Origin of the sequence: Saccharopolyspora phatthalungensis, from assembly GCF_014203395.1 — a bacterium.
Lineage (GTDB): Bacteria > Actinomycetota > Actinomycetes > Mycobacteriales > Pseudonocardiaceae > Saccharopolyspora > Saccharopolyspora phatthalungensis.
Map to the genome: position 1 here is coordinate 1,600,746 of NZ_JACHIW010000001.1, position 20,386 is coordinate 1,621,131.

Annotated in this window: 17 protein-coding genes, 1 tRNA gene and 1 pseudogene; 10 read left to right on the forward strand and 9 right to left on the reverse strand. The window is 66.8% G+C overall.

Features of this window, described 5'->3' with window-relative positions; all coding sequences use genetic code 11:
• Nucleotides 1-170: 170 nt before the first annotated feature.
• Nucleotides 171-1,265, reverse strand: a complete 1,095-nt coding sequence (locus tag BJ970_RS07075) for an ABC transporter ATP-binding protein (protein ID WP_184725208.1) — start codon at nt 1,263-1,265, stop codon at nt 171-173.
• Between the two features lie 184 nt (nt 1,266-1,449).
• On the opposite strand from BJ970_RS07075, the gene BJ970_RS07080 reads away from it, so the two are divergent.
• Complete coding sequence (locus tag BJ970_RS07080; RefSeq protein WP_184725210.1) at nt 1,450-2,550, forward strand: LacI family DNA-binding transcriptional regulator; 1,101 nt, start codon at nt 1,450-1,452, stop codon at nt 2,548-2,550.
• A gap of 55 nt (nt 2,551-2,605) precedes the next feature.
• Here BJ970_RS07080 and otsB read toward each other — a convergent pair whose 3' ends face one another.
• The 3 genes from otsB to BJ970_RS07095 form a co-directional block, all read right to left on the reverse strand.
• Entirely contained in the window at nt 2,606-5,155 is a 2,550-nt protein-coding gene (gene otsB, locus BJ970_RS07085) for a trehalose-phosphatase (protein ID WP_184725212.1), read from the reverse strand.
• 138 nt (nt 5,156-5,293) lie between these two features.
• A complete protein-coding gene (locus BJ970_RS07090) occupies nt 5,294-6,733 on the reverse strand; it encodes an alpha,alpha-trehalose-phosphate synthase (UDP-forming) (protein ID WP_184725214.1) in 1,440 nt (479 codons plus the stop codon).
• A gap of 143 nt (nt 6,734-6,876) precedes the next feature.
• Entirely contained in the window at nt 6,877-8,316 is a 1,440-nt protein-coding gene (locus BJ970_RS07095; RefSeq protein ID WP_184725216.1) for a threonine/serine exporter family protein, read from the reverse strand.
• 235 nt (nt 8,317-8,551) lie between these two features.
• Here BJ970_RS07095 and BJ970_RS07100 point away from each other — a divergent pair.
• A tRNA-Thr gene (locus tag BJ970_RS07100) sits at nt 8,552-8,624 on the forward strand.
• Between the two features lie 235 nt (nt 8,625-8,859).
• On the opposite strand, the gene BJ970_RS07105 is transcribed toward BJ970_RS07100, so the two are convergent.
• Complete coding sequence (locus BJ970_RS07105; protein ID WP_184725218.1) at nt 8,860-9,156, reverse strand: hypothetical protein; 297 nt, start codon at nt 9,154-9,156, stop codon at nt 8,860-8,862.
• Between the two features lie 301 nt (nt 9,157-9,457).
• On the opposite strand from BJ970_RS07105, the gene BJ970_RS07110 reads away from it, so the two are divergent.
• The 7 genes from BJ970_RS07110 to thpD all read left to right on the forward strand — a co-directional run bounded on the left by BJ970_RS07110 (nt 9,458) and on the right by thpD (nt 14,875).
• Entirely contained in the window at nt 9,458-9,934 is a 477-nt protein-coding gene (locus BJ970_RS07110) for a DUF2127 domain-containing protein (protein WP_184725220.1), read from the forward strand.
• 60 nt (nt 9,935-9,994) lie between these two features.
• Nucleotides 9,995-10,303: a DUF3099 domain-containing protein gene (locus BJ970_RS07115; RefSeq protein ID WP_184725222.1), complete on the forward strand. Its 309-nt coding sequence runs from the start codon at nt 9,995-9,997 to the stop codon at nt 10,301-10,303.
• A gap of 335 nt (nt 10,304-10,638) precedes the next feature.
• A complete protein-coding gene (locus BJ970_RS07120) occupies nt 10,639-10,788 on the forward strand; it encodes a hypothetical protein (RefSeq protein ID WP_184725224.1) in 150 nt (49 codons plus the stop codon).
• Nucleotides 10,789-11,332: 544 nt separating this feature from the next.
• Entirely contained in the window at nt 11,333-11,899 is a 567-nt protein-coding gene (gene ectA / locus BJ970_RS07125; protein ID WP_246470756.1) for a diaminobutyrate acetyltransferase, read from the forward strand.
• A gap of 87 nt (nt 11,900-11,986) precedes the next feature.
• A complete protein-coding gene (gene ectB, locus BJ970_RS07130) occupies nt 11,987-13,234 on the forward strand; it encodes a diaminobutyrate--2-oxoglutarate transaminase (RefSeq protein WP_184725226.1) in 1,248 nt (415 codons plus the stop codon).
• A gap of 112 nt (nt 13,235-13,346) precedes the next feature.
• Nucleotides 13,347-13,757 carry an ectoine synthase gene (locus BJ970_RS07135; protein WP_184725228.1) on the forward strand — a complete coding sequence of 137 codons (411 nt, stop codon included), beginning with the start codon at nt 13,347-13,349 and terminating at the stop codon, nt 13,755-13,757.
• Between the two features lie 215 nt (nt 13,758-13,972).
• On the forward strand, nt 13,973-14,875 hold the full coding sequence (gene thpD, locus BJ970_RS07140) for an ectoine hydroxylase (RefSeq protein ID WP_184725230.1): 903 nt from the start codon (nt 13,973-13,975) through the stop codon (nt 14,873-14,875).
• 978 nt (nt 14,876-15,853) lie between these two features.
• On the opposite strand, the gene BJ970_RS07145 is transcribed toward thpD, so the two are convergent.
• Together BJ970_RS07145 and BJ970_RS07150 are read right to left on the reverse strand one after the other, a co-directional pair.
• A complete protein-coding gene (locus BJ970_RS07145; RefSeq protein ID WP_184725232.1) occupies nt 15,854-17,137 on the reverse strand; it encodes an alginate O-acetyltransferase AlgX-related protein in 1,284 nt (427 codons plus the stop codon).
• Nucleotides 17,138-17,180: 43 nt separating this feature from the next.
• Nucleotides 17,181-18,224, reverse strand: coding sequence for a 2,3-butanediol dehydrogenase (locus tag BJ970_RS07150; RefSeq protein ID WP_184725234.1), 1,044 nt, complete (start codon nt 18,222-18,224; stop codon nt 17,181-17,183).
• Nucleotides 18,225-18,399: 175 nt separating this feature from the next.
• Between BJ970_RS07150 and BJ970_RS07155 the strand changes: the two are divergent.
• A pseudogene (locus tag BJ970_RS07155) lies at nt 18,400-19,009 on the forward strand (SDR family oxidoreductase).
• A 547-nt stretch (nt 19,010-19,556) separates the two neighbouring features.
• On the opposite strand, the gene BJ970_RS07160 reads toward BJ970_RS07155, so the two are convergent.
• Entirely contained in the window at nt 19,557-19,823 is a 267-nt protein-coding gene (locus BJ970_RS07160; protein ID WP_184725236.1) for a helix-turn-helix domain-containing protein, read from the reverse strand.
• Nucleotides 19,807-20,160, reverse strand: coding sequence for a DUF6879 family protein (locus BJ970_RS07165; RefSeq protein WP_184725238.1), 354 nt, complete (start codon nt 20,158-20,160; stop codon nt 19,807-19,809). The genes BJ970_RS07160 and BJ970_RS07165 overlap by 17 nt, the downstream gene beginning before the upstream one ends.
• Nucleotides 20,161-20,386 lie beyond the last annotated feature (226 nt).

Sequence of the window (20,386 nt, forward strand, 5' to 3'; positions counted from 1 at the left end):
AACGGTAACGGAAACCGTTGTCATTTACAGTCTAAGCACGCTAACGCACAACACTCCACCAACCGAGTTAATTCTGTTGCGCACACAACAACGCCCCCGCCGGGACCAGCGGGGGCGTCGTCGGGTGGTCGTGAGCCGAAGACGAGATCAACCCGCCTTCCCACCCACGACTACACGGCCAGGCGAACTCCGGTCTCGGGGTGGAAGAGGTGGATCTCGCTGTGGTCGCGCAGTGCCACGGTCACCTTCTGGCCGAGCGCCGGCGGGGTGCGACCGTCGGTGCGGACGACGAAACGCTCCGGCGAGCCGTTGACGTCGATGACGCCGTGAATGAGCGCGTCGGCGCCAAGCTCCTCGACCAGCTCGACGGTCATGGCCAGTCCGCTGCCGTCGCCGGAGGTCAGCGACAGCGCCTCCGGACGGACACCGAAGGTGACCTCCTTGAGGCCCCCGGCGGCGGCGATGGCTTCCCGCGGCAGCGCAATGGTGGTCCCGTCCAGCACCGCGCCTTCGCTGGTCAGCGGCACCGTCTTGAGGTTCATCGCCGGCGACCCGATGAAGCCGGCGACGAACGCGTTCGCCGGGTTCTCATACAGCTCGCGCGGGGTGGCGACCTGCTGCAGCAGCCCGTCCTTGAGCACCGCGACGCGGTGGCCCATGGTCATCGCCTCGACCTGGTCGTGGGTGACGTAGATGGTGGTCGTGCCCAGCCGCTTCTGCAGCGCGGCGATGTTGGCGCGGGTCTCCACCCGCAGCTTGGCATCGAGGTTGGACAGCGGCTCGTCCATCAGGAACACGCTGGGCTCGCGGACGATCGCACGCCCCATCGCCACCCGCTGCCGCTGCCCACCGGAGAGCGCCTTGGGCTTGCGGTCCAAGTACTTCTCAAGGTCGAGCATCTTGGCCGCCTCGGTGACCTTCTCGTTGATGACGCCCTTGGGCGTCTTGCGCAGCTTGAGCGCGAAGCCCATGTTCTCGGCCACCGTCATGTGCGGGTAGAGGGCGTAAGACTGGAACACCATGGCGATGTCCCGCGCCTTCGGCGGGGCGTGGGTGACATCGTCGCCACCGATGGTGATGCCGCCCTCGTCGACATCCTCAAGACCGGCGAGCATCCGCAACGCCGTCGACTTGCCGGAGCCGGACGGACCTACCAGCACCAGGAACTCGCCGTCGGCGATGTCCAAGGCTAGTTGGTCGACGGCGCGAACCGGCGGGTTCCCCTGGTAAACGCGCGATGCGTTGACGTACGCAACCTCGGCCATCTGTGACACCTTTCACGGAATCGGTCCCGAAGAACGTAACCGTAAAATCGCTTGAGGTCAGCCCCTTGGGCGAATCAACTCGGAGCGTGAGCCCGCTGCGCCGCTCCGTGTTCGAGATCAAATGCCAGTGGGATATGCATCATGCTCGCTTCACCGAGGGGTACTGAACCGTTACGGTTCCTCCATGGCGCGGTCAACGAATGCCCGGCGGCCTGCGACGCTTGCCTCGCTAGCTGCAGAACTCGGCGTCTCCAGGACCACGGTTTCCAATGCGTACAACCGGCCGGACCAGCTCTCCCCGGAGCTGCGCAAGCGAGTCCTAGAGACGGCTCGTCGGCTCGGCTACCCGGGACCGGACCCGGTGGCGAGGTCATTGCGAACCCGGAAGGCGGGCGCAGTCGGACTGCTGCTCACCGAGAACCTCTCGTACGCCTTCCGTGATCCGGGCGCCGTAGGTTTCCTCGAAGGTCTCGCGCTGGCCTGCGAGGATGCCGGTCAAGGCCTGTTGTTGATCCCGGCGAGTCCCGAACGCGAGGACGTCGCCGCGGTGCACCGCGCCGGGGTGGACGGATTCGTCGTCTACTCGGTCCCCGAGGACGATCCGCACCTGGCCGCGGTGCTCGAACGCCCGGTGCCGGTGGTGGTCTGCGACCAGCCGCGGCTGGACAATCTGGACTGGGTCGGCCCCGACGATCGGAAGGCCACCAAGTCGGTCGCCGACCATCTGATCGGGCTCGGACACCGCCGCATCGGCGTGCTGTGCATGCGCCTGGCCCGGGGCCGCAACGACGGGCCCGCGTCGGTGCAGCGGCAGGCCAACGCCAGCTTCCACGTGCAAAAGGCACGGTTGACCGCGCTAGCCGAGGCATTCAGCGAGGCCGGGGTGGATTGGTCGACGGTGCCGGTGGTGGAGCGCTTCGACCACACCACGGCATCGGGGGCGTCGGCGGCGGCTCAGCTGCTGGAGATCGACCCGGACATTACGGCCATCGTGTGCACCTCGGACATTCTGGCGCTCGGCGCGCTCAGCGAGGCCCGCAACCGGGGCCTGCGGGTGCCGGAGGACCTGAGCATTACCGGCTTCGACGGGATCCCGGACGCCGAGCGCGCGGGCCTGACGACGGTGCGCCAGCCGTGGCTGGAGAAGGGCCGCGCCGCCGGGAGGCTGCTGCTGGAGACCAGCGAGCCGAGCCGCTCCCGCCACATCCAGCTGGAAACCCAGCTCATCACCGGCAAGACGGCGGCCTCGCCCCGCTCGGCCGAAGAACGCTGGTTCGGCCCGTGACCGGCGATTTCAATGGAAATCGGCGCGCCGATTTCCATTGAAATCGCCGAAAGTCCTAAGCGGACAGCAGCTGGGCGCAGCGGATCAGGCCCAGGTGGGAGTACGCCTGCGGGTGGTTGCCCAGCGAGCGCTCGGCGATCGGGTCGTACTCCTCGGACAACAGCCCGGTCGGACCGGCGGTGTCGACGATCTGCTGGAACAGCTCCTCCGCCTCGGTGCGACGACCGATCAGCAGGTACGCCTCGATCAGCCACGCGGCGCACAGGTGGAAACCGCCCTCATCGCCGGGCAATCCGTCGTCGCGACGGTAGCGGTACACAGTGGACCCGCTGCGCAACTCCGCCTCGATCGCCGTCACCGTGGCGTGGAACCGTTCGTCGGAGGGGTCGATCAGCCCGGACAGCCCGACGTGCAGCGATGCCGCGTCCAGGTCCGAACCCTCGTAGGCGGTGGTGAACGCCTGCACGTCCGGATGCCAGCCGTTCTTGATCACGTCCTGGGCGATCTGGTCGCGCAGCGGCTCCCAGGACGAGTCGGCCACGCGGCCGTACGCGGTGGCGAGCTTCAGCGCCCGGTCCAGCGTCACCCAGCACATCACCTTGGAGTACACGTGGTGGCGCGGCACGTCGCGCTCTTCCCAGATGCCGTGGTCGGGCTCGAACCAGCGGTGCGAGACGGCCTCTGCCATCGCCTTGACCAGGTCCCAGTCGACGTCCCGGACCCGGCCGGTGGCCTGGGCCAAGTGCGCGATCAGCTCCACGACGGGGCCGAACACGTCCAGCTGCACCTGCTGGTCGGCGAGGTTGCCGACCCGGACCGGGCGCGACCCGGCATAGCCGGGCAGGCTGTCGATCACGGCCTCCGGCCCGAGCCCGGTGCCCTGCAGCGTGTACAGCGGGTGCAGCCGCTCCGGCCCCGGCAGCGTTTCCAGGACGCGGTGCAGCCAGTTCAGGAACGCCTCGGCCTCGGCCGTGGACCCGAGCGTGACCAGCGCCTGGGCGGTCATCGCGCCGTCGCGCAGCCAGCAGTACCGGTAGTCCCAGTTGCGCACGCCGCCGATCTCCTCGGGCAGCGAGGTGGTGGCCGCGGCCATGATCCCGCCGGTGTCGGAGTTGCACAGGCCGCGCAGCGTCAGCGCGGACCGGGCGACCAGGTCGTGCTCCACGTCGGGCAGCGACAGCGTCCGCATCCACTCCGACCAGTACCGGTCGGCCTCTCCTCGGCGTTCGAGCTCCGTGCCCGCCGGCGACAGATCTTCGGTGCCGCAGCGCAGCTCCAGCACGATCGGGCTGTCGTCGGTCGGGTCGACGACCGCGTGCGCGGACTCGTGCATGCCGTCGGAGGTGATCTCCCACTGCACGCCCGGCGAGTACACCACCATCGGTTCCGACGTGCCCTGCACCCGCAGCCCGCCCGCCTCGGCGGTCAGCCGCACCGGCACCTGCCCGAACTCGGGGCGCGGCGCGAACTCCACCGCCGTGCGGGTGCTGCCGCTGATCACCCGGACCAGGTCGGTGCGGTGGCTGTCGGTGCCGTGCGCGAGGTAGTCCGTGACCAGCAGCCGTGACCAGCGGGTTTCCACGATCATGGTGTTCGGCACGTAACGCTGTCCCAGCGGCAGCGGGCTGCGCTGGGCCCCGTTGCCGCCCTGCGGACGGATCGTGAAGTGCCCCGCGCTGGGGCCGCCGAGCAGGTCGGCGAATACCGCGGCCGAGTCCGGGCCGGGGTGGCACATCCAGGTCAGCCGCGCGTCCGGGGTGAGCAGGCCGACGGTGCGTTCGTTGGACAGCATCGTCAGCCGCTCGATTGGCGGGGCCTGCTCGCCGTAGAGCCAGGTGCGCCGCTCCTCCATCAGGAACGCCAGCACCGTGGCGACCTCGGTGGTGCTGCCGATCCGGTAGTGCGCGAGGGTGTCCCCGTCGCCGACCTTGATGCCCAGGTCCGGGCCGTGCAGCCGGGCGAACGCCTTCTCGTCGGTGACGTCGTCGCCGAGGAAAATCGCCGCAGTGGCGCCGACCTGGTGGCGCAGCGCGTCCAGCGCGTTGCCCTTGTCGGTCTGCACCACGGCCAGCTCGATGACCGCCTTGCCCTCGGTGACCTGCACGCCCTCCCAGGCCGCCGGGCCGGTGCGGACGGTCTCCAGCACCGCTTCGGCCACCGCCGGCTCGGCGCGGCGGACGTGCACCGCGACGCTGGCCGGCTTGGCCTCAAGCGTGACGCCGGGCTTGCCGCGCACGATGTCCTGCAGGCCGATCTGCAGTTCGGTGCGCAGCTGGGTGGCATCGGGTTCGAGCTCGTGCACGAACCCCACGTCGAACTCGGACCCGTGGCTACCGACCAGGTAGACCTCGGCGGGCAGCCGCGACAGCGTGGCCAGGTCGCGCAGCGCACGCCCGGAGATCACCGCTGTGGTGGTCGCCGGTAGCGCGGCCAGCGACCGCAGGGCGTGCACCGATTCGGGCAGCGGTTTGGCCTGGGTCGGGTCCGCCACGATGGGGGCAAGGGTGCCGTCGTAGTCGCAGGCGACCAGAAGTCGAGGCGTGCGCGCGAGCTGCACAATCACGCGTCGCAGCTCCGCGGGCAGGGCTTCGGCGGTCAACGCCATACTCCTCAGGGGGGCGCGGTCAAATCAGATGTGTATCGATCCGGTTTCGCGTCGTCGATGGTGACCGTTGACGGTAACCGGGGTGCAACAAGTATCACTGAAGCTTTGCTGTCCGTGTTACGGACCAGTTGCTCGCAGCTACTCCGCGAGCGGCGTGCCCAGTGCCTCGAGGAACGACCGCGCCCAGCGGTCGACATCGTGCGTGAGCACTTGCCTGCGCAGTGCGCGCATCCTACGGCGTCCCTCAGCCTCGTCGATCTCGAGGGCCGCGAGCAACGCGTCCTTCACACCGTCCAGGTTATGCGGGTTCACTAGGAATGCACTCGTGAGTTCGGCCGCGGCACCGGCAAACTCGCTCAACACCAGTGCGCCACCGAGGTCGTACCGACAGGCCACGTATTCCTTGCACACCAGGTTCATGCCGTCGCGCACCGGCGTCACCACCATGACGTCGGCGGCGCAGTAGAAGGCCACCAGGTCCTTGCGGTCCACCGAGGTGTGCAGGTAGTGCACCGCGGGATGCCCAACGCGGCCGAATTCGCCGTTGATCCGCCCGACCTTGCGCTCGATGTCCTCGCGCATTTGCTTGTAGTGCTCGACGCGTTCCCGGCTGGGCGTGGCGATCTGGATCATCGTCACGTCCTCGGCCTTGATGTGGCCCTCGGCGAGCAGCTCGTGCATCGCGTGCAGCCGCACGTCGATGCCCTTGGTGTAGTCGAGCCGGTCGACGCCGAGCATGATCTTGCGCGGGTTGCCGAGCTCGGAGCGCAGCGTCTTGACGCGCTGCTGTATCTCCTTGGTGCGCGCCAGCCGGTCCATCTCGGTGGAGGCGATGGAGATCGGGAAGGCACCGACCCGCACCGTGCGGTCGCCGACCTGCACCATGCCCGGCCGGGACCGTACGCCGACCTGGCCGCGGCTGGGTTCGAAGCCGGCCAGGCGGCGGGCCAGCCACAGGAAGTTCTGGGCCCCGCCGGGCCGGTGGAAACCGACCAGGTCGGCTCCGAGCAGACCGCGCACGATCTCGGTGCGCCACGGCAGTTGCATGAACAGCTCGACCGGCGGAAACGGGATGTGCAGGAAGAAACCGATGCGCAGGTCCGGCCGGAGTTCGCGGAGCATCGTCGGCACAAGCTGCAGTTGGTAGTCCTGCACCCAGACCGTCGCGCCCTCGGCGCTGACCTCCGCGGCGGCCTGCGCGAAGCGCCGGTTCACCCGCCGATAGGCGTTCCACCAGGAGCGCTCGAAAACCGGCGGCACGACCACGTCGTGGTACAGCGGCCACAGCGTGGCGTTGGAAAACCCCTCGTAGTACTCGGCGAACTCGGATGCCGACAGCGGCACCGGGTGCAGCCGCAGGCCGTCGTCGGTGAACGGTTCGACCTCGATGTCGGCGACCCCGGGCCAGCCGACCCACGCGCCACGCCGGGCGCGCAGGAACGGTTCCAGCGCGGTGACCAGACCGCCGGGGCTGTGCTTCCAACGCTCCGTGCCGTCGTCGAGGCGTTCCAGATCCACCGGCAGCCGATTCGCGACTACGACGAAATCCGCTCGATTGGGCGTGTTGCCCTTGCTCACCGGTAATCCTCCCGCTGTGTCGGCCACCTGTCGCGAGGCTAGCTAATCCCGTCTCGTCCTGCGTGCTGCGTGTGGTGCAAACGCGGCAGACCGACCCATGAGTCGTTTGGGCTGCTGCGGCAGCCCAAACGACTCACAGCCGATCAATCCAGCCGCCGCTTCGTGGGGCGCAGCGGACCGGACATCCGCGGCCCGGAGATTCGGCGTTCCAACCTACCGAGCCTGGTGCGAACCGGCTGCGCGAGGTATTCGCCGAGCACCACACCGGCGCCGAGCGCGAGCCCGGTGGCGACGGCGAGCATCAGCGTGGCGACCCCACTCGGGCTGCCCAGCACGGACAGCTCGTACAGCCCGCGGTAGGTCGACAACCCCGGCAGCAGCGGCGCGACGCCGGAAACCGCGATCACCAGCGCGGGGATTCGCAGCCGCCGGGCGATGATCCCGCCGATGAAGCCCACCATCGTGGTCGCCACTGCCCCGGCGAGCACGGTGTGCACGTCGGCCAGCGTCAGCAGCGCGTGCACCGCAGCGGCGACGGCACCGGCGATCCCGGCCGCGAGCAGCGGGCGCGGCGGTGCGTAGCTGGCGAGCGCGAAGCAGGCCGACGTGGACGCTCCGGCCAGCATCTGCACCGGCAGGTGCAGAGCCGGTGCCAACACCTCGGCTCGCCCGAGGTCCTGCGCGTCCAGGCCGCCGAAGGGGTTGCCGCCGATGCGCAGGCCGACGTAGAGCGAGAGCACGACACCGGCGATCAACCCGGCCGACATCAGGGCGAGCTCGGCGATCCGGCCCGCCGCGGTCACGTTGTAACCGGTGATCGCGTCCTGCATGGAGCCGACCACGGTCATCCCGGACAACAACACGATGATGCTGGCCGCGATCGCCAATCCAGCGTTGCCCAGCAGATTGGCGGAATAACACGCCAGCGCGACGGTGGTGGCGACCGCCCCGCCGACGACCTGCTGGAAGAAGAACGGCAACGCGCGCCTGTTCAGCAGCCGGCCGATGCGGTCCACCAGCGCGGTCGCCGCGGCGGCGATCAACGGCAGCGACGGGGAGTTACCACCGCCGAGCAGCACGGCCAGCGAGGCGGCCATACCCGCCCAGGACAGCGTCGCTACCCAGCGCGGGAACGGGTGCGGCGCGGTCGTGATCCGGTCCAGTTCGGCATAGGCCTCGGCGGCGGTCAGCTCGTTGTCGGTGATCCGCCGCAGCAGGTCTTCGACGTCGGTGAGCCGGGTGTAGTCGATGGACCGGTTGCGGACCACCCGCAGCGAGGTGATCGGCGGCAGGTCGGTGCCCCGGTAGCAGGAAACCGTGATCGATGTGTAGATCACGTCGACCTCGGTGTGCGGCAGACCGTAGGCGCTGACCACGGCGATGATCGTCGCGGTCACATCGGAGGCGCCGGCGCCGCTGGCCATCTGCACCTCGCCGATGCGCAGCCCGAGGTCCAGGACGAGGTGGACGGTGGATTCGTCGGGCAGTGCCGGCCCGTAGACGACGTTGCGAATCCCCGGCGGGAGGGTGAGCTCCGGGTCGCGCCGCCGCAGCACACCGCGGGCGCGCTGCGTTATTCCCACTGATCTTCCTTCCTGCCGCGCAGCCTTGCGGGCGGATCGTCGTGCCTGATCTTCCGCTTCCCCTCGGGCATCGCCTGTCATAAGCCGACCGTTGCACCCAACCTTCTGTGTCGTCCATCACTGGTTTCGGCCAGTCGTCACGCGGCCGACGGCAGGAATCCGGCGGCGGTCACACGGCCGGATTCCAACCCGGATGGATCGATGCTTACGATGTCCCCGCACGATGAAAGTGCATGCCGCTGTAGCTCAGTTGGTAGAGCGCCCGCCTTGTAAGCGGACGGTCAGGGGTTCGAGTCCCCTCAGCGGCTCCGACCGTACCAGCGGAAACGCGCCTGACCACCGGTGACCAGGCGCGATCCGTCTCACTTTCGGACGCAGTTGACGTTCCAGAAGTACCTGGGCCGCCTAACGATGTGACTGATCGTCAGTAGTCGAATTTCGCACAGACCTCTTGCTCAGTGCTTTTAGTGTGTGCGGTATGCGTCGCATCGATGAGCGACGGTCACGAGGCGGTGTAGGTGACGGTGTAGCTGCGCTGGTGGTTCATTCGTTGGCCGCGCGGGCTGCGAGGTCAGCGGCCATCTGATCGGCGGAGATGGTCCGTCCGGCTGTCATGTCGGCGAACCCTTCGCGCAAGTCGCGCACGAGGTCCGAGTCGGAAAGCACTTCGATCGTCTCCCGTAGACGGTCGATCTCGCCGGAAGGAACAACGTCGGCTACATGCTCACCGTGGGCGATCACGGGCACGCTTTCGCCGCGCTCGGCCCGCTGCACCTCTTCGTTCCACGACGCCAGGCCGTCAGCGGATACGCTCACTGGCTGTTCGCTCATGGTCTCCATTCTGCTGCGTCCTCGCGCCGATCAACCACCGCCGGAAGGGCTGGAACAGTGGGGGGACTGCGGATCACGCCTCTAGGCGCTAGAGCGCTGGTCACCGTCGCGAAGGCCGTCTAGGTGATCGTCAGCAGAAGCTATCTCACGGGCCGCTGAAATCATCGTAGAAGCCACGAACGCGCTAAGGCGGCAGAAGTTTACCTATTGGCAGGCTCAAGGGCTCTCAGCGGCGCGGTGGACTCAGCGGCAAGGGCATGTCCGGGGCGCAACATCGCCGGTTCCGGCGTCGGCGCGCCATCATGGCGGGATGGGCACCGAACCCACTTTGACGGACAAGCTGTTCCGCATCGCCGTTGTGCTCAAGGGACTCGACGGAGCCGTTCAGCTGATCGGCGGGGTGCTGCTGATCTTCGTGCCCCCCACCATCGTCACGCGGTTCGCGCACGCCGTCGTCACGCGAGATCTGCTCGGGCCTCCCACCGGTGCGCTCGCCGGGCACTTCGAGGTGGCCGCGCAGCATTTCGTCGCCGGCGGTCAGACGTTTCTGATCATCTTCCTGATCGCCCACGGGGTGATCAAGGTGGGCCTCGTGGTCGCCTTGCTGTGCAAGATCATGCCGATGTACCCGGTCGCGATGACGGCACTGGGCCTGTTCATCATCTTCGAACTGCTGCGCGCCGTGCAGACGAGGTCGCTGGTGCTGCCTTTCTTCGCCGCACTCGATGTGGTGATCTTCGTGCTCGTGCTCAAGGAGTACCGAGAGTTGCGCCGTCAGTCGCTGTGACGGCGCTTCGGGGCGCGTCACGATGGGTATGCCGAGTCATGGCCGATTCTGGAGGGGGCCATGCGGCGACGGCATCACGACGAGCCCGTGCTGATCACCGATGCGGCACCGTCTTTCGACGAGGAGCAGCGGCACCGGAAACGGGTTTATGCCGTTTTGATGGCCGTGCACTTGGTGGGCTTTACCGCCGCCGGGCTGCTGGCGCACATCTGGTGGCTGGCGCTGGGCATCGTGATCGTCACCGGCGCCCTGCCGTGGGTCGCGGTCGTCATCGCCAATGACCGCACCTCCGGCCGCGGACAACGCCGCCTACGCCGCGTGCGCAAATCGGCCATCGAAGACGGCCACCACGACCAGATCGACCTCTGACGCCGTAACCGGGGCACGCTCCGGACCGCTACGCGGCCCGGAGCCCGAGGGCGACCCGCCGTCGTGCCCGGCAGCCGGGTTTGATGACTGCGCAGTGCTGGCGACGAACCGGCACGGCGCGCGCAGCATGGTCCAAAGTGGACGGACCTGACGGGCGTCGCTACTGTCGGCCTCATGCGGAAGCACCCGTGCCGGCGCGGCGGCGCTTCCAAGCCGCACACCGAAGGGATCTTCGGTGCCGGCGCGACGGGGCCGCGGATCCATCAGCACGGCGCCCCGCCGATCCGAGCTAACCGGAACTTCTCGTGGTCCGTGAAATACGGGAATCGCGACGATTGTTCGATCTCGACATCGGTTGGACCTTGATCAAATTTGATCATTTTGCAATAATTGGCGAGTTGCGACGAAGCGATACAATCGGCGGCCGGGACACGGTCGGCACATCCCGGGCGGCGCGGCTGTTCGTTGACGGCGGCGAGACCTGAACCGCAAAGATCATCGCCCCGAAGCGGGTGCGCAGCCCGTAGCGACGGCACCGGCGTGAGATCCCGCACCACCGATGCGCAAGCCGCACGACGGCCGTCGGCGCCTCCGGCAGCCCGATGTTCGCCGGAAAGGTGCTGGTGGGCGAGACTTCGACCGCGACCGACTGACCACCAGCGCGTGCGCCGACAGCACCGCGACCGGGCCCAGGGCGACCGGCGGCTGGATACCGGGCGGGGCCCATGGCGCCCCGGGCGGACAGTCCGAGCCTTGACATTCACCCGATCTGAGCAGTTTTTCGTCAATCGGAATCGCGCTTCTTGATGCATCCCGAGCAGGGCCTGGGAGAACGGCGTTTTCGCAGGTCAGGCATAGTTAAATGGATAGATCGAAGAATGCGGCACCCGATCGGTAGCATTGCGCCGAAGCATAAAGCAACGTTTCTGTAGTGCTTCTCACGTGTAAAATTGCGTCTCGCCTGGTAGATGGATCAGGAAACGCGTGAGAGCCTGACGCGTTACGGATGTTCTGTTAAGTTGGCAAAGCATGACCGGCGACAAACCGAGCCATAACATCGACAATCAGAATGGCGAAAGCGGTTCAGCCGGACGGTTGGAGATCGACACTCCGGTCGTCACGGACGGCCCTGAGCTCTACCGGATCACCCGTGATTCGGCGGTGCTCGATGTGAACTCGTCCTACGCATATTTGTTGTGGTGCCGGGACTTCGCGCAAACCTCCGCGGTGGCGCGCATCGACGGCGCGGTCGTGGGCTTCGTCACCGGGTACATCCGGCCGGACGCTCCCGACACGCTCGTCGTGTGGCAGATCGCCGTCGATGCATCCCAGCGCGGTGGTGGCGTGGCCGGCCGACTCCTCGGCGAGCTGGTCGATCGCGTGCTGGCGCGCGGAGTGCGGTACCTGGAAACGACGATCACGGCGGACAATGCCGCCTCGATCAAATTGTTCACCGGGCTGGCGCGCAAGCGCGAGGCGGACCTGGAGCGCAGCGAGCTGTTCACCGCCGACCTGTTCCCGGATGCGCACCTGGGGGAGGACCTGTACCGAATCGGGCCTTTCGCGGTGGCCCCGGTCATCGCCGCCGGATCTTGACCACCGCAACCGTTGGTACCGGCACGAAAACTTGCTCTCGGAGTGCCGGGGCGCGATGACTCGCGCTGCCCGGCCGAACGGAGGATCGTGAACGACATCTTCGCAACCCTGGAATCGGAAGTCCGCAGCTACAGCCGAACTTGGCCGACGACCTTCGACCGCGCCGGCGGCAGCTACCTCTACGACGAAGACGGCACCGCGTACCTGGACTTCTTCGCCGGTGCCGGTGCGCTCAACTACGGGCACAACAACCCGTTGCTGAAACGAAAACTCATCGAGTACATCGAGCGCGACGGGGTCACCCACGGCCTGGACCAGTCCACTGTGGCCAAACGCCAGTTCCTGGAAACCTTCCGGGACAGGGTGCTCCAGCCGCGCGGCTACAACTACAAGATCCAGTTCCCCGGCCCCACCGGCACCAACTCGGTGGAGTCGGCGCTGAAACTCGTCCGCAAGATCACCGGGCGGGAATCGATCATCAGCTTCACCAACGCCTTCCACGGCATGACGCTGGGTTCGCTGTCGGTCACCGGCAACTCGATGAAGCGCGGTGGCGCCGGCATCCCGCTGGTGCACGCCACGCCGATGCCCTACGACGACTACTTCGATGGCCAGGTTCCGGACTTCCTGTACTTCGAGAAGATGCTGGAAGACAGCGGCAGCGGCCTCAACGAGCCCGCCGCGGTGATCGTCGAGACGCTGCAGGGCGAGGGCGGCATCAATTCGTCCCGGCCGGAGTGGCTGCACGGGCTCTACGACCTGTGCCAGAAGCACGGCATGCTGATGATCGTCGACGATGTGCAGATGGGCTGCGGGCGCACCGGCCCGTTCTTCAGCTTCGAGGAAGCCGGCATCCAGCCCGACATCGTGTGCCTGTCGAAGTCCATCGGCGGCTACGGCCTGCCGCTGGCACTGACGCTGATCAAGCCCGAGCACGACGTCTGGGAGCCGGGCGAGCACAACGGCACCTTCCGCGGCAACAACCCGGCGTTCGTCACCGCCACCGAGGCGCTGAACCAGTACTGGGCCGACGACAAGCTGGAGAAGTCCACCATCGCCAAGGGCGAGCGGGTCGGCAAGGTGCTCGAGGAGCTCGCCACCAAGTACGGCGGCGCGATGGCCAAGGGCCGCGGGCTGGCGCGCGGGCTCGGCTTCGAGGACACCAATGTCGCGGGCAAGGTCTCCAAGGCCGCGTTCGACCGCAAGCTGCTGATGGAGACCTCCGGCCCGTCCGGCGAGGTCCTCAAGATCATGCCGCCGTTGACCGTGTTGGATGACGAACTGGAACAGGGTCTACAAATCGTGCGCGAATCGGTGCACTCTGTGCTGGCCTGATCCGGCACGCCCAGGATGGCGCGAACGGACCGTTCGTCGGTTGACGACGCGAACGGGCCGTTCGCCTCGTCTCGGGAGCACAGGACCGAACGAAAGATCCACTGGAGGAAATGTGATCGTCCGGAACCTCTCGGACATCGAGAACACCGAAGCCGACATCAAGACGGAGAACTGGCGCAGCAAGCGCATCGTGCTGGCCAAGGAGAAGGTGGGTTTCTCGGTGCACGAGACCACCCTCTACGCGGGCACGGTGAACGACTTCTGGTACGCCAACCACATCGAAGCGGTGTTCATCGTCGAAGGTGAGGGCGAGATCGAGGACAAGGCGACCGGCGAGGTGCACCAGCTCAAGCCCGGCTCGCTGTACCTGCTCAACAACCACGACAAGCACCAGGTCCGCCCGCGGACCGAGATGCGCACCGTGTGTGTGTTCAACCCCCCGGTGACCGGGCGTGAGGTGCACGACGAAAACGGCGTGTACCCGCTGGTCGTCGAGGACGACGAGGCGGCCGTCGCCGGCTGAGTTGGCCGGTCGCGCTTGTGAACAGCCGGTGGCGGGTAGCCAGAGTTGGTTGCCCGCCACGCGCGTTGACTGGTCTTCCTCACACGCGAGGTGGGGAATTGCGGGCGCATGCCGATGCGGCATGCGCCGCTTCTAACCGAGGAACCGAGAAATGGCGGCGGGGTGCCATCGGCACCATGCCGCTCCGGCGGGAATTCGTGAAGGAGGCGCAAACCATGACCGTCGCTGATCTGAGCACCCAGGATCGATATCCGACCCGGGTGAGCGCCGAATCGGCGTTGATCGAGCGTAGCGATCCCACCGTCTGGCCGGGCGTGACGTCCGGCCCGGCGAGTGTCGAGGAGCTCGCGGGCCACGAGGCCAAGGGGTTCCACGTCGTCGAGGGGTTGTTATCGCCGGCCGAGGTCCAGACCTACTGGCAGGAGCTGGACCGGCTCACCCAGGACCCGAAGGTGCGGGCCGACGAGCGCACCATCGTGGAGCGGACGTCCAATGAGGTTCGCTCGATCTTCGAGGTGCACCGGATGAGCGAACTGATCGCCGAGCTGGTGCGCGATCCGCGGGTGCTGGACCGGGCCCGGCAGATCCTCGGCTCGGAGGTGTACGTGCACCAGAGCCGGATCAACTACATGCCCGGTTACCGGGGCACCGGCTTCTACTGGCACTCCGATTTCGAGACCTGGCACGCCGAGGACGGCATGCCGGCGATGCGCGCGGTGAGCCTGTCGGTCGCACTGACCGACAACTACCCGTTCAACGGCGGGCTGATGATCATGCCTGGCTCGCACCGGACCTTCGTCTCCTGCGTCGGCGCGACGCCGGAGGACAACTACAAGTCGTCGTTGAAGGAACAACGGGTCGGGGTGCCGATCGAGGACGACATCACGAAGCTGGCCTACGAGCACGGCATCGAGCAGTTCACCGGCCAGGCCGGGTCGGCGCTGTGGTTCGACTCGAACTGCATGCACGGGTCCGGCAACAACATCACGCCGTTCCCGCGCTCGAACATCTTCATCGTGTTCAACAGCGTGGAGAACGAGCTGGTCCGCCCGTTCGCAGCCAGCGAACCGCGCCCGGGATTCATCGCTTCCCGCAGCGCGACGCCGATCCTGCGCTAAGCCCCTGCGGTCGAAACGCCCCGCCCCATCTCGGGCGGGGCGTTTTGGGCGAACGATCCTTTCCTGCGTGGGCGCGTTCGGTTGCGCCGAGGCGAAGTGGATCACAGCCGCTCGGGTAGGCGCTTGGTCGCGCTACGTGATCATCATCATTCCCGGCGTCGAACCTACTCCATTTCAGCTAGTCAAATGCTCCATCCGGCTAAATCCAGCAGTTTTACTCGACGTTAAGTAACTACAATTTGGAATATGCCACCCAAAAAGTCGTACGCCACGCCGAGTCAACGGTGGCAATGACTACGCCCTGTGGTTATTGTGTTTGGCAATCATTCCTAATTCGTTGTTGAGGAGTTTCAGAACCTGGGGACCGGAAGGGAGACCCCGCGGTAGCCACCTGAAGTTGAGCCCTCCACACCGTCTCAGCAGGCATGGAGTCCTGCTGATCCGATCCGCGCGGATCGGATTTCGGCGTCCGGCAACCGCCGGACGCTTTTGCTGAAGATGGAGGTATGACCAGGTGAACCGCAAGCAGCGCCGGAAGGCACGCTCGAACCGTCGGCGTCGGGGGCCAGCACGGCGCCCGGACCGGCCGCTTCAGACGATCCGGGCGCTTCTGATGCTGATCCGGGTAATGCTGTGGCTACTAGTCTGGTGGGACGACCACAACTGATCCCTTGTCCGGGGGCGGGTTGAAGTTGCCGCTTCGACCCGTCCCCTGTCCCAGCGTGCACGTGCAGATACGGAATGTTCCCCCGCAATCGCAGTGCGCATCGAGGCTATCCGATCCGCCGTCGAAAAACATGGAAATCGTACGTGCGTCCCGCTACATTGGCCCGAACGTACATCCAGCGCGAAGCACCTTCGGCTTCGTCGTACCTGCAAGTGCGGAGTCACGATTCTCAAGACCAGTGCCCGAGCCGGGGTCCAAATTCAGGCAAAACCGGAGCACGCGACAACGCGGTCCGCATCGGGGAGTTCGAGTCAGCGCACCGGGTAAGCGGCGAGAATCGCTCCGACCTGGTCGGCCACCGCGGGATCGAGCATCGGGTAGCGGCCCCCGGCGACGAAGCGCTCGGAGAGTTCGAACGTGACGATCTCGCCTTCGGCGAGCAACTTGCCGGCCGCCACCGGGTCCACCGCGACGGTGTCCGGGTGCACGATGGTGATGTTGGCGAAGGTCGCCGCCAGGTAGGGACTGGCGAATTGGGTGAACGAGTCGCCGACCATCCGGACGGGCTGGGTGATCATGCCCGGCTTCGCCCCGGATTCCAGGTGCAGGGGCTGGTGGAAGTCGCTGGGCTTGAACTGCGTGTTGTCCGCCGAGCCGCCGTCGGGTGCCAGCGAGTACGCCTGGATGGGCACGGTTCGGTCCTGCCCGAGCAGGTCGGGGATGTCGGCGCTGTGCGGGTACCGCCGGGACGGCAGGACCTTCCAACTGCTCGTCACGCCCGGCTGCAACCGTTCGGCGAGCTGGTAGACCATCGTGATGCCGCCCTCGTGGGTCCAGTGCGTGTCGATGTCGTGGTAGATCGGGCGCTGGTTGCGCGCCGCCACCGCGCGCAGCTGGTCGCGCAGGTCGACCGCGCCGGTGGCGTCCGGCACCCGGCGCCAGAACTCGTTGCGGGCCTGCGTCGAGCAGTCCTTGCCGGCGTAGTCGTCCGGCATGTTCTCCGGGTAAACCGTCGACTTGTCGGGGGCGATGACCAACTGGAACTTCCGTCCCGACGCCTCCACCACGGCCCGCCAGCGGCGCAGCCCGGCGATCACCTGGTCCAGCGTCCGCTTCGGCACGCACCGGTACGACACGTCGTGGCCGAGATACAGCCAGCCGTTCTTGCCCTCTATGACGGCCGGGAACACGTTCTCGTCGATCGGCGGCTTGGCGTCCACCTGTCCGGCGCCGACCGGCGAGGTATGCGAGCCGCCGGCCAGCCGGGGTGGCTCGCCGAACACACCCTGGCTGAGCGCGCCGACCGACTGCACCGCGTCCTTGCGGAACGGCAGGTTGTCGGTGGCCCAGGTATTCAGCCCGGTGAAGAACCCCCAGCCGTCGGTGATGCTGGGAAAGGCCGCCAGCGGCCGGTTCTCCAACTGCTCCGCACGCGCGCCGAAGACCCAGCTCACCACCGGTGCGGTGAAGAACAGCACCGCGCACGCCAGGGCGGCCAACTGCCGCTTGCCGTGCCTGGGCCGGTGCATCGGGTGCTCCCGCGGCAGCCACGCCTCGTGGACCGGGGGAAGATCGGAGTGCTCCTGCCGCGACACGGCATCCACGTTAACCGGGCACGCAGTGCGATCGATCGCGAACTCACGGATCGATGAGAACCTTCATCTTCCGCCCGGCACGCAGCGCGGCGAAACCCTCCTCGACGACCTGCTCGATCGGGACGTGGCTGACCCAGCCGGTGGTGTCGTAGTGGCCACGGGCCATCAGATCGATCACCGCGCGGTAGTCGACCGCGGTGTAGCAGAGCGAGCCCTGGATCAAGGTCTCATTCCTGATCAACTTGATCAGCTCGGTCTCCACCGGCTGCTCGTAAACCGCGACCGCCACCAGGCGTTTGCGGGTGGCCAGGCAGGACAACGCGCCGGAGACGCTGGCCGCCACCCCGGCCGCGTCGAAGGCCGCGTCGACGCCGTGCCCGCGAGTGCGCTGGGCGATGTGCTGGGCCGGATCGGTTCGCGTTGGGTCCAGCACGTCGATCGCACCCAGGGCGGCGATCGCCTCGCGCCGGGTCGGCGAGGGCTCGACCACCGTGACCGCCTCCACACCGATGCCGCGCAGCGCGAACCAGATGCCGATCCCGATCGGGCCGGCGCCGAAAATCACCGCGCTGTCGCCTTCGTGCACCTCGCTGAGCCGCGTGGCGTGGTAGGCGACCGACATCGGTTCGACCAGCGCGCCCAGTTCCATGCTGATCGAGTCCGGCAACCGGTGGGCCATCCAGGCCGGCACCACGGTGTACTCGGCCATGCCACCCGGCGCCATCAGCCCGTGGAAGCCGATCCGCCGGCAGATGTTGTAGTGGCCGAGCTGGCAGGACGGGCACTTCCCGCAGCGGTAGATGGGTTCGATGGCGACGCGGTCGCCGATCGCGACGTTGCGCACCTCCGCGCCGATTTCGACGACGGTCCCGGCGAATTCGTGGCCGAGGGTGAGCGGCAGCTGGTACCCGGTCAAGGCATGCGGCTCGGTGGGGATGACGATCGGCCCGGCGTAGTACTCGTGCAGGTCGCTGCCGCAGATCCCGTTGTGCGCCACAGCCACCTTGATCGAGCCCGGCGTGCAAGACGGTTCGTCGATGTCTTCCACGGTGAGCTTCTCCCGACCCCGGTACACCGCAGCGCGCATGGGCTCCTCCTTCGGCCTCGCCCCAGCACACTGCGTTTTCCGGCCAGCGGCAACCGATGCACGCTTTCCGGTCATAACCGGCGCAACCGCCCGCGTCGCGAGGCTCCACTCATCAAGGTTGCCCGCCCGGGTCTGCCATAGTCGGCAGGTGGCTTCGTCGTTGAACCCGGACGCGTTGCGCGGGGGTGTTGCCCTAGTCGCGGGGTCGACCCGGGGCGCCGGGCGCGGCATCGCCGCCGCGCTCGGTGAGGCCGGCGCGACGGTGATCTGCACCGGGCGCAGCAGCGTGGCGGGCAGCGGAGGGTCGGATTACGACCGCCCCGAGACGATCGAGGAGACGGCTGAGCTCGTCACTCAACTCGGCGGTACCGGAACCGCGATCCAGGTCGATCATCTCGATTCCGACCAGGTTGCGCGCTTGGCCGAGCGTGTAGTACCGACTGGCCTTCTCCCAGGGCCACGAACTGGGACCGCACGGTGCCACGGCGATCGCCATCACCCCAGGCTGGCTCCGCTCGGAGATGATGCTCGACAACTTCGGAGTCACCGAGGACAACTGGCGCGAAGCCCTGGCGCCGAACCGGGGCGACGGCTACCCCAGCGCTCCGGCGGCGTTTGCCCGATCGGAGTCACCCCGGTACGTCGGCCGCGCCGTCGCGGCGCTGGCCGCGGACCCCGACCGAGCGAGGTGGAACCAGCAATCGCTCAGCTCCGCGCAACTCGCGCGGGAGTACGGCTTCACCGACATCGACGGCACCCAGCCCGACAGCTGGAACACACCCTGAAGACGGGCACCACCGCCGCACCCTTATCATTGTCCATTTAGGACACTTGAGTGAATTTTGTGTTTCCCGGAAATGTGATGCTCTGACAGTCGGGGGTAATGGTCCACCGCCATTCGGTGATGTGCGGCTCGCCTTTGTCGGTCCACCACTGGTAGGCCGCTTCGGCTTCGTCCCACAGCCGTCGAATGCCGGACTGACGAATGCGGTACTTGCGTTCTCCGAGTGGTACCGCCGACGCCCACGAGTCCGACAGCGGATCGTGTAGCCAAGCGAATTTGTGCGGCCGGTGCTCGCTGCTGGGCTCTATGTCGTACCGGCACGAGGGCAGGGCGACCGCCAAAGCCCACCGAAGCGACGGAAGCTTCAACAGCGGCCACGGCTCGATCTCGGTGACACGTTCGTCGGTCCCGTCCTGTTCGTGGTTGAATCCGCGCAGTCGTGCCCGTGGCGTGCGGTCCGTCCGGGACTCCATGAACGCGACCCCCATCGGCAGCGCCCGGCCGGTCGCAGCCTGCTGTCTCCACAGCCCCGCCTCAGCGACCGAGCGTCAAGAAATGTGTTCAACGTTGGCCCTCCGCGCGAGCGCAACAATCTCGTCTGTGGCATCGGGCGGCACTTCGAGTGCCTGCAGAATACGCTCTACGTCGACGACGCTGGGGATCGTCTTCCCACGTTCTATCCGGCTAATTTTGGCCTGCGACATGGCACAGCGAACGGCCAGTCTCTCACCGGAAAGGCCGGCCGCTTTGCGTAGCTTCCGGAGTGTGTCCGCGAGATCGCTACTTGCTCGCCGTGCGTCAGGCTCGATACTCATCGAACGGTACGGACTCTTTCAACGCCAGGTCTCGCCACTCGAAGCACTTCGCAGAGTGGGCAGGATCGATGATTTCTCGATCTCGCAAGGTGCCATCGGGATTGAAGTTCAGCAGCACCACCATTGATTCATCGAAGATCCAAAAGTCCTGCGCGGGCAGGTCAACCTTGCATTCGGCCAAGTCGACGATTCGGTAATCTTCGCCAGCAGTTACGTTGTCCGCGATGACCCAATCGAAGAGAAACCGCGCGTAGTCCGTTAAGGGCTTGCGAACGAACTTGATCCGCTGCATGGTCTTACCGGCTGCGGCGTTGTTGCGGACGGTTTCATGCCACATTCTCCCGGCTGGCGGGAATGCCCACGCTGCCGGACTCCATGCCCACTGGTTGAACGTGGGCCGCATTAGCCTCTTGCACTTGCTCACGAGTGATCACGCGCTTCCTCTCGGTCATGCCGCGTGCCCACTGTGGACATTGCTAGGCCGCATGTGGGGCACGACATCCCTCACAGGCCGTCAACAACAGCCACCGACTGGTACCGTTTTTGCTGGTAGATGGCATGCA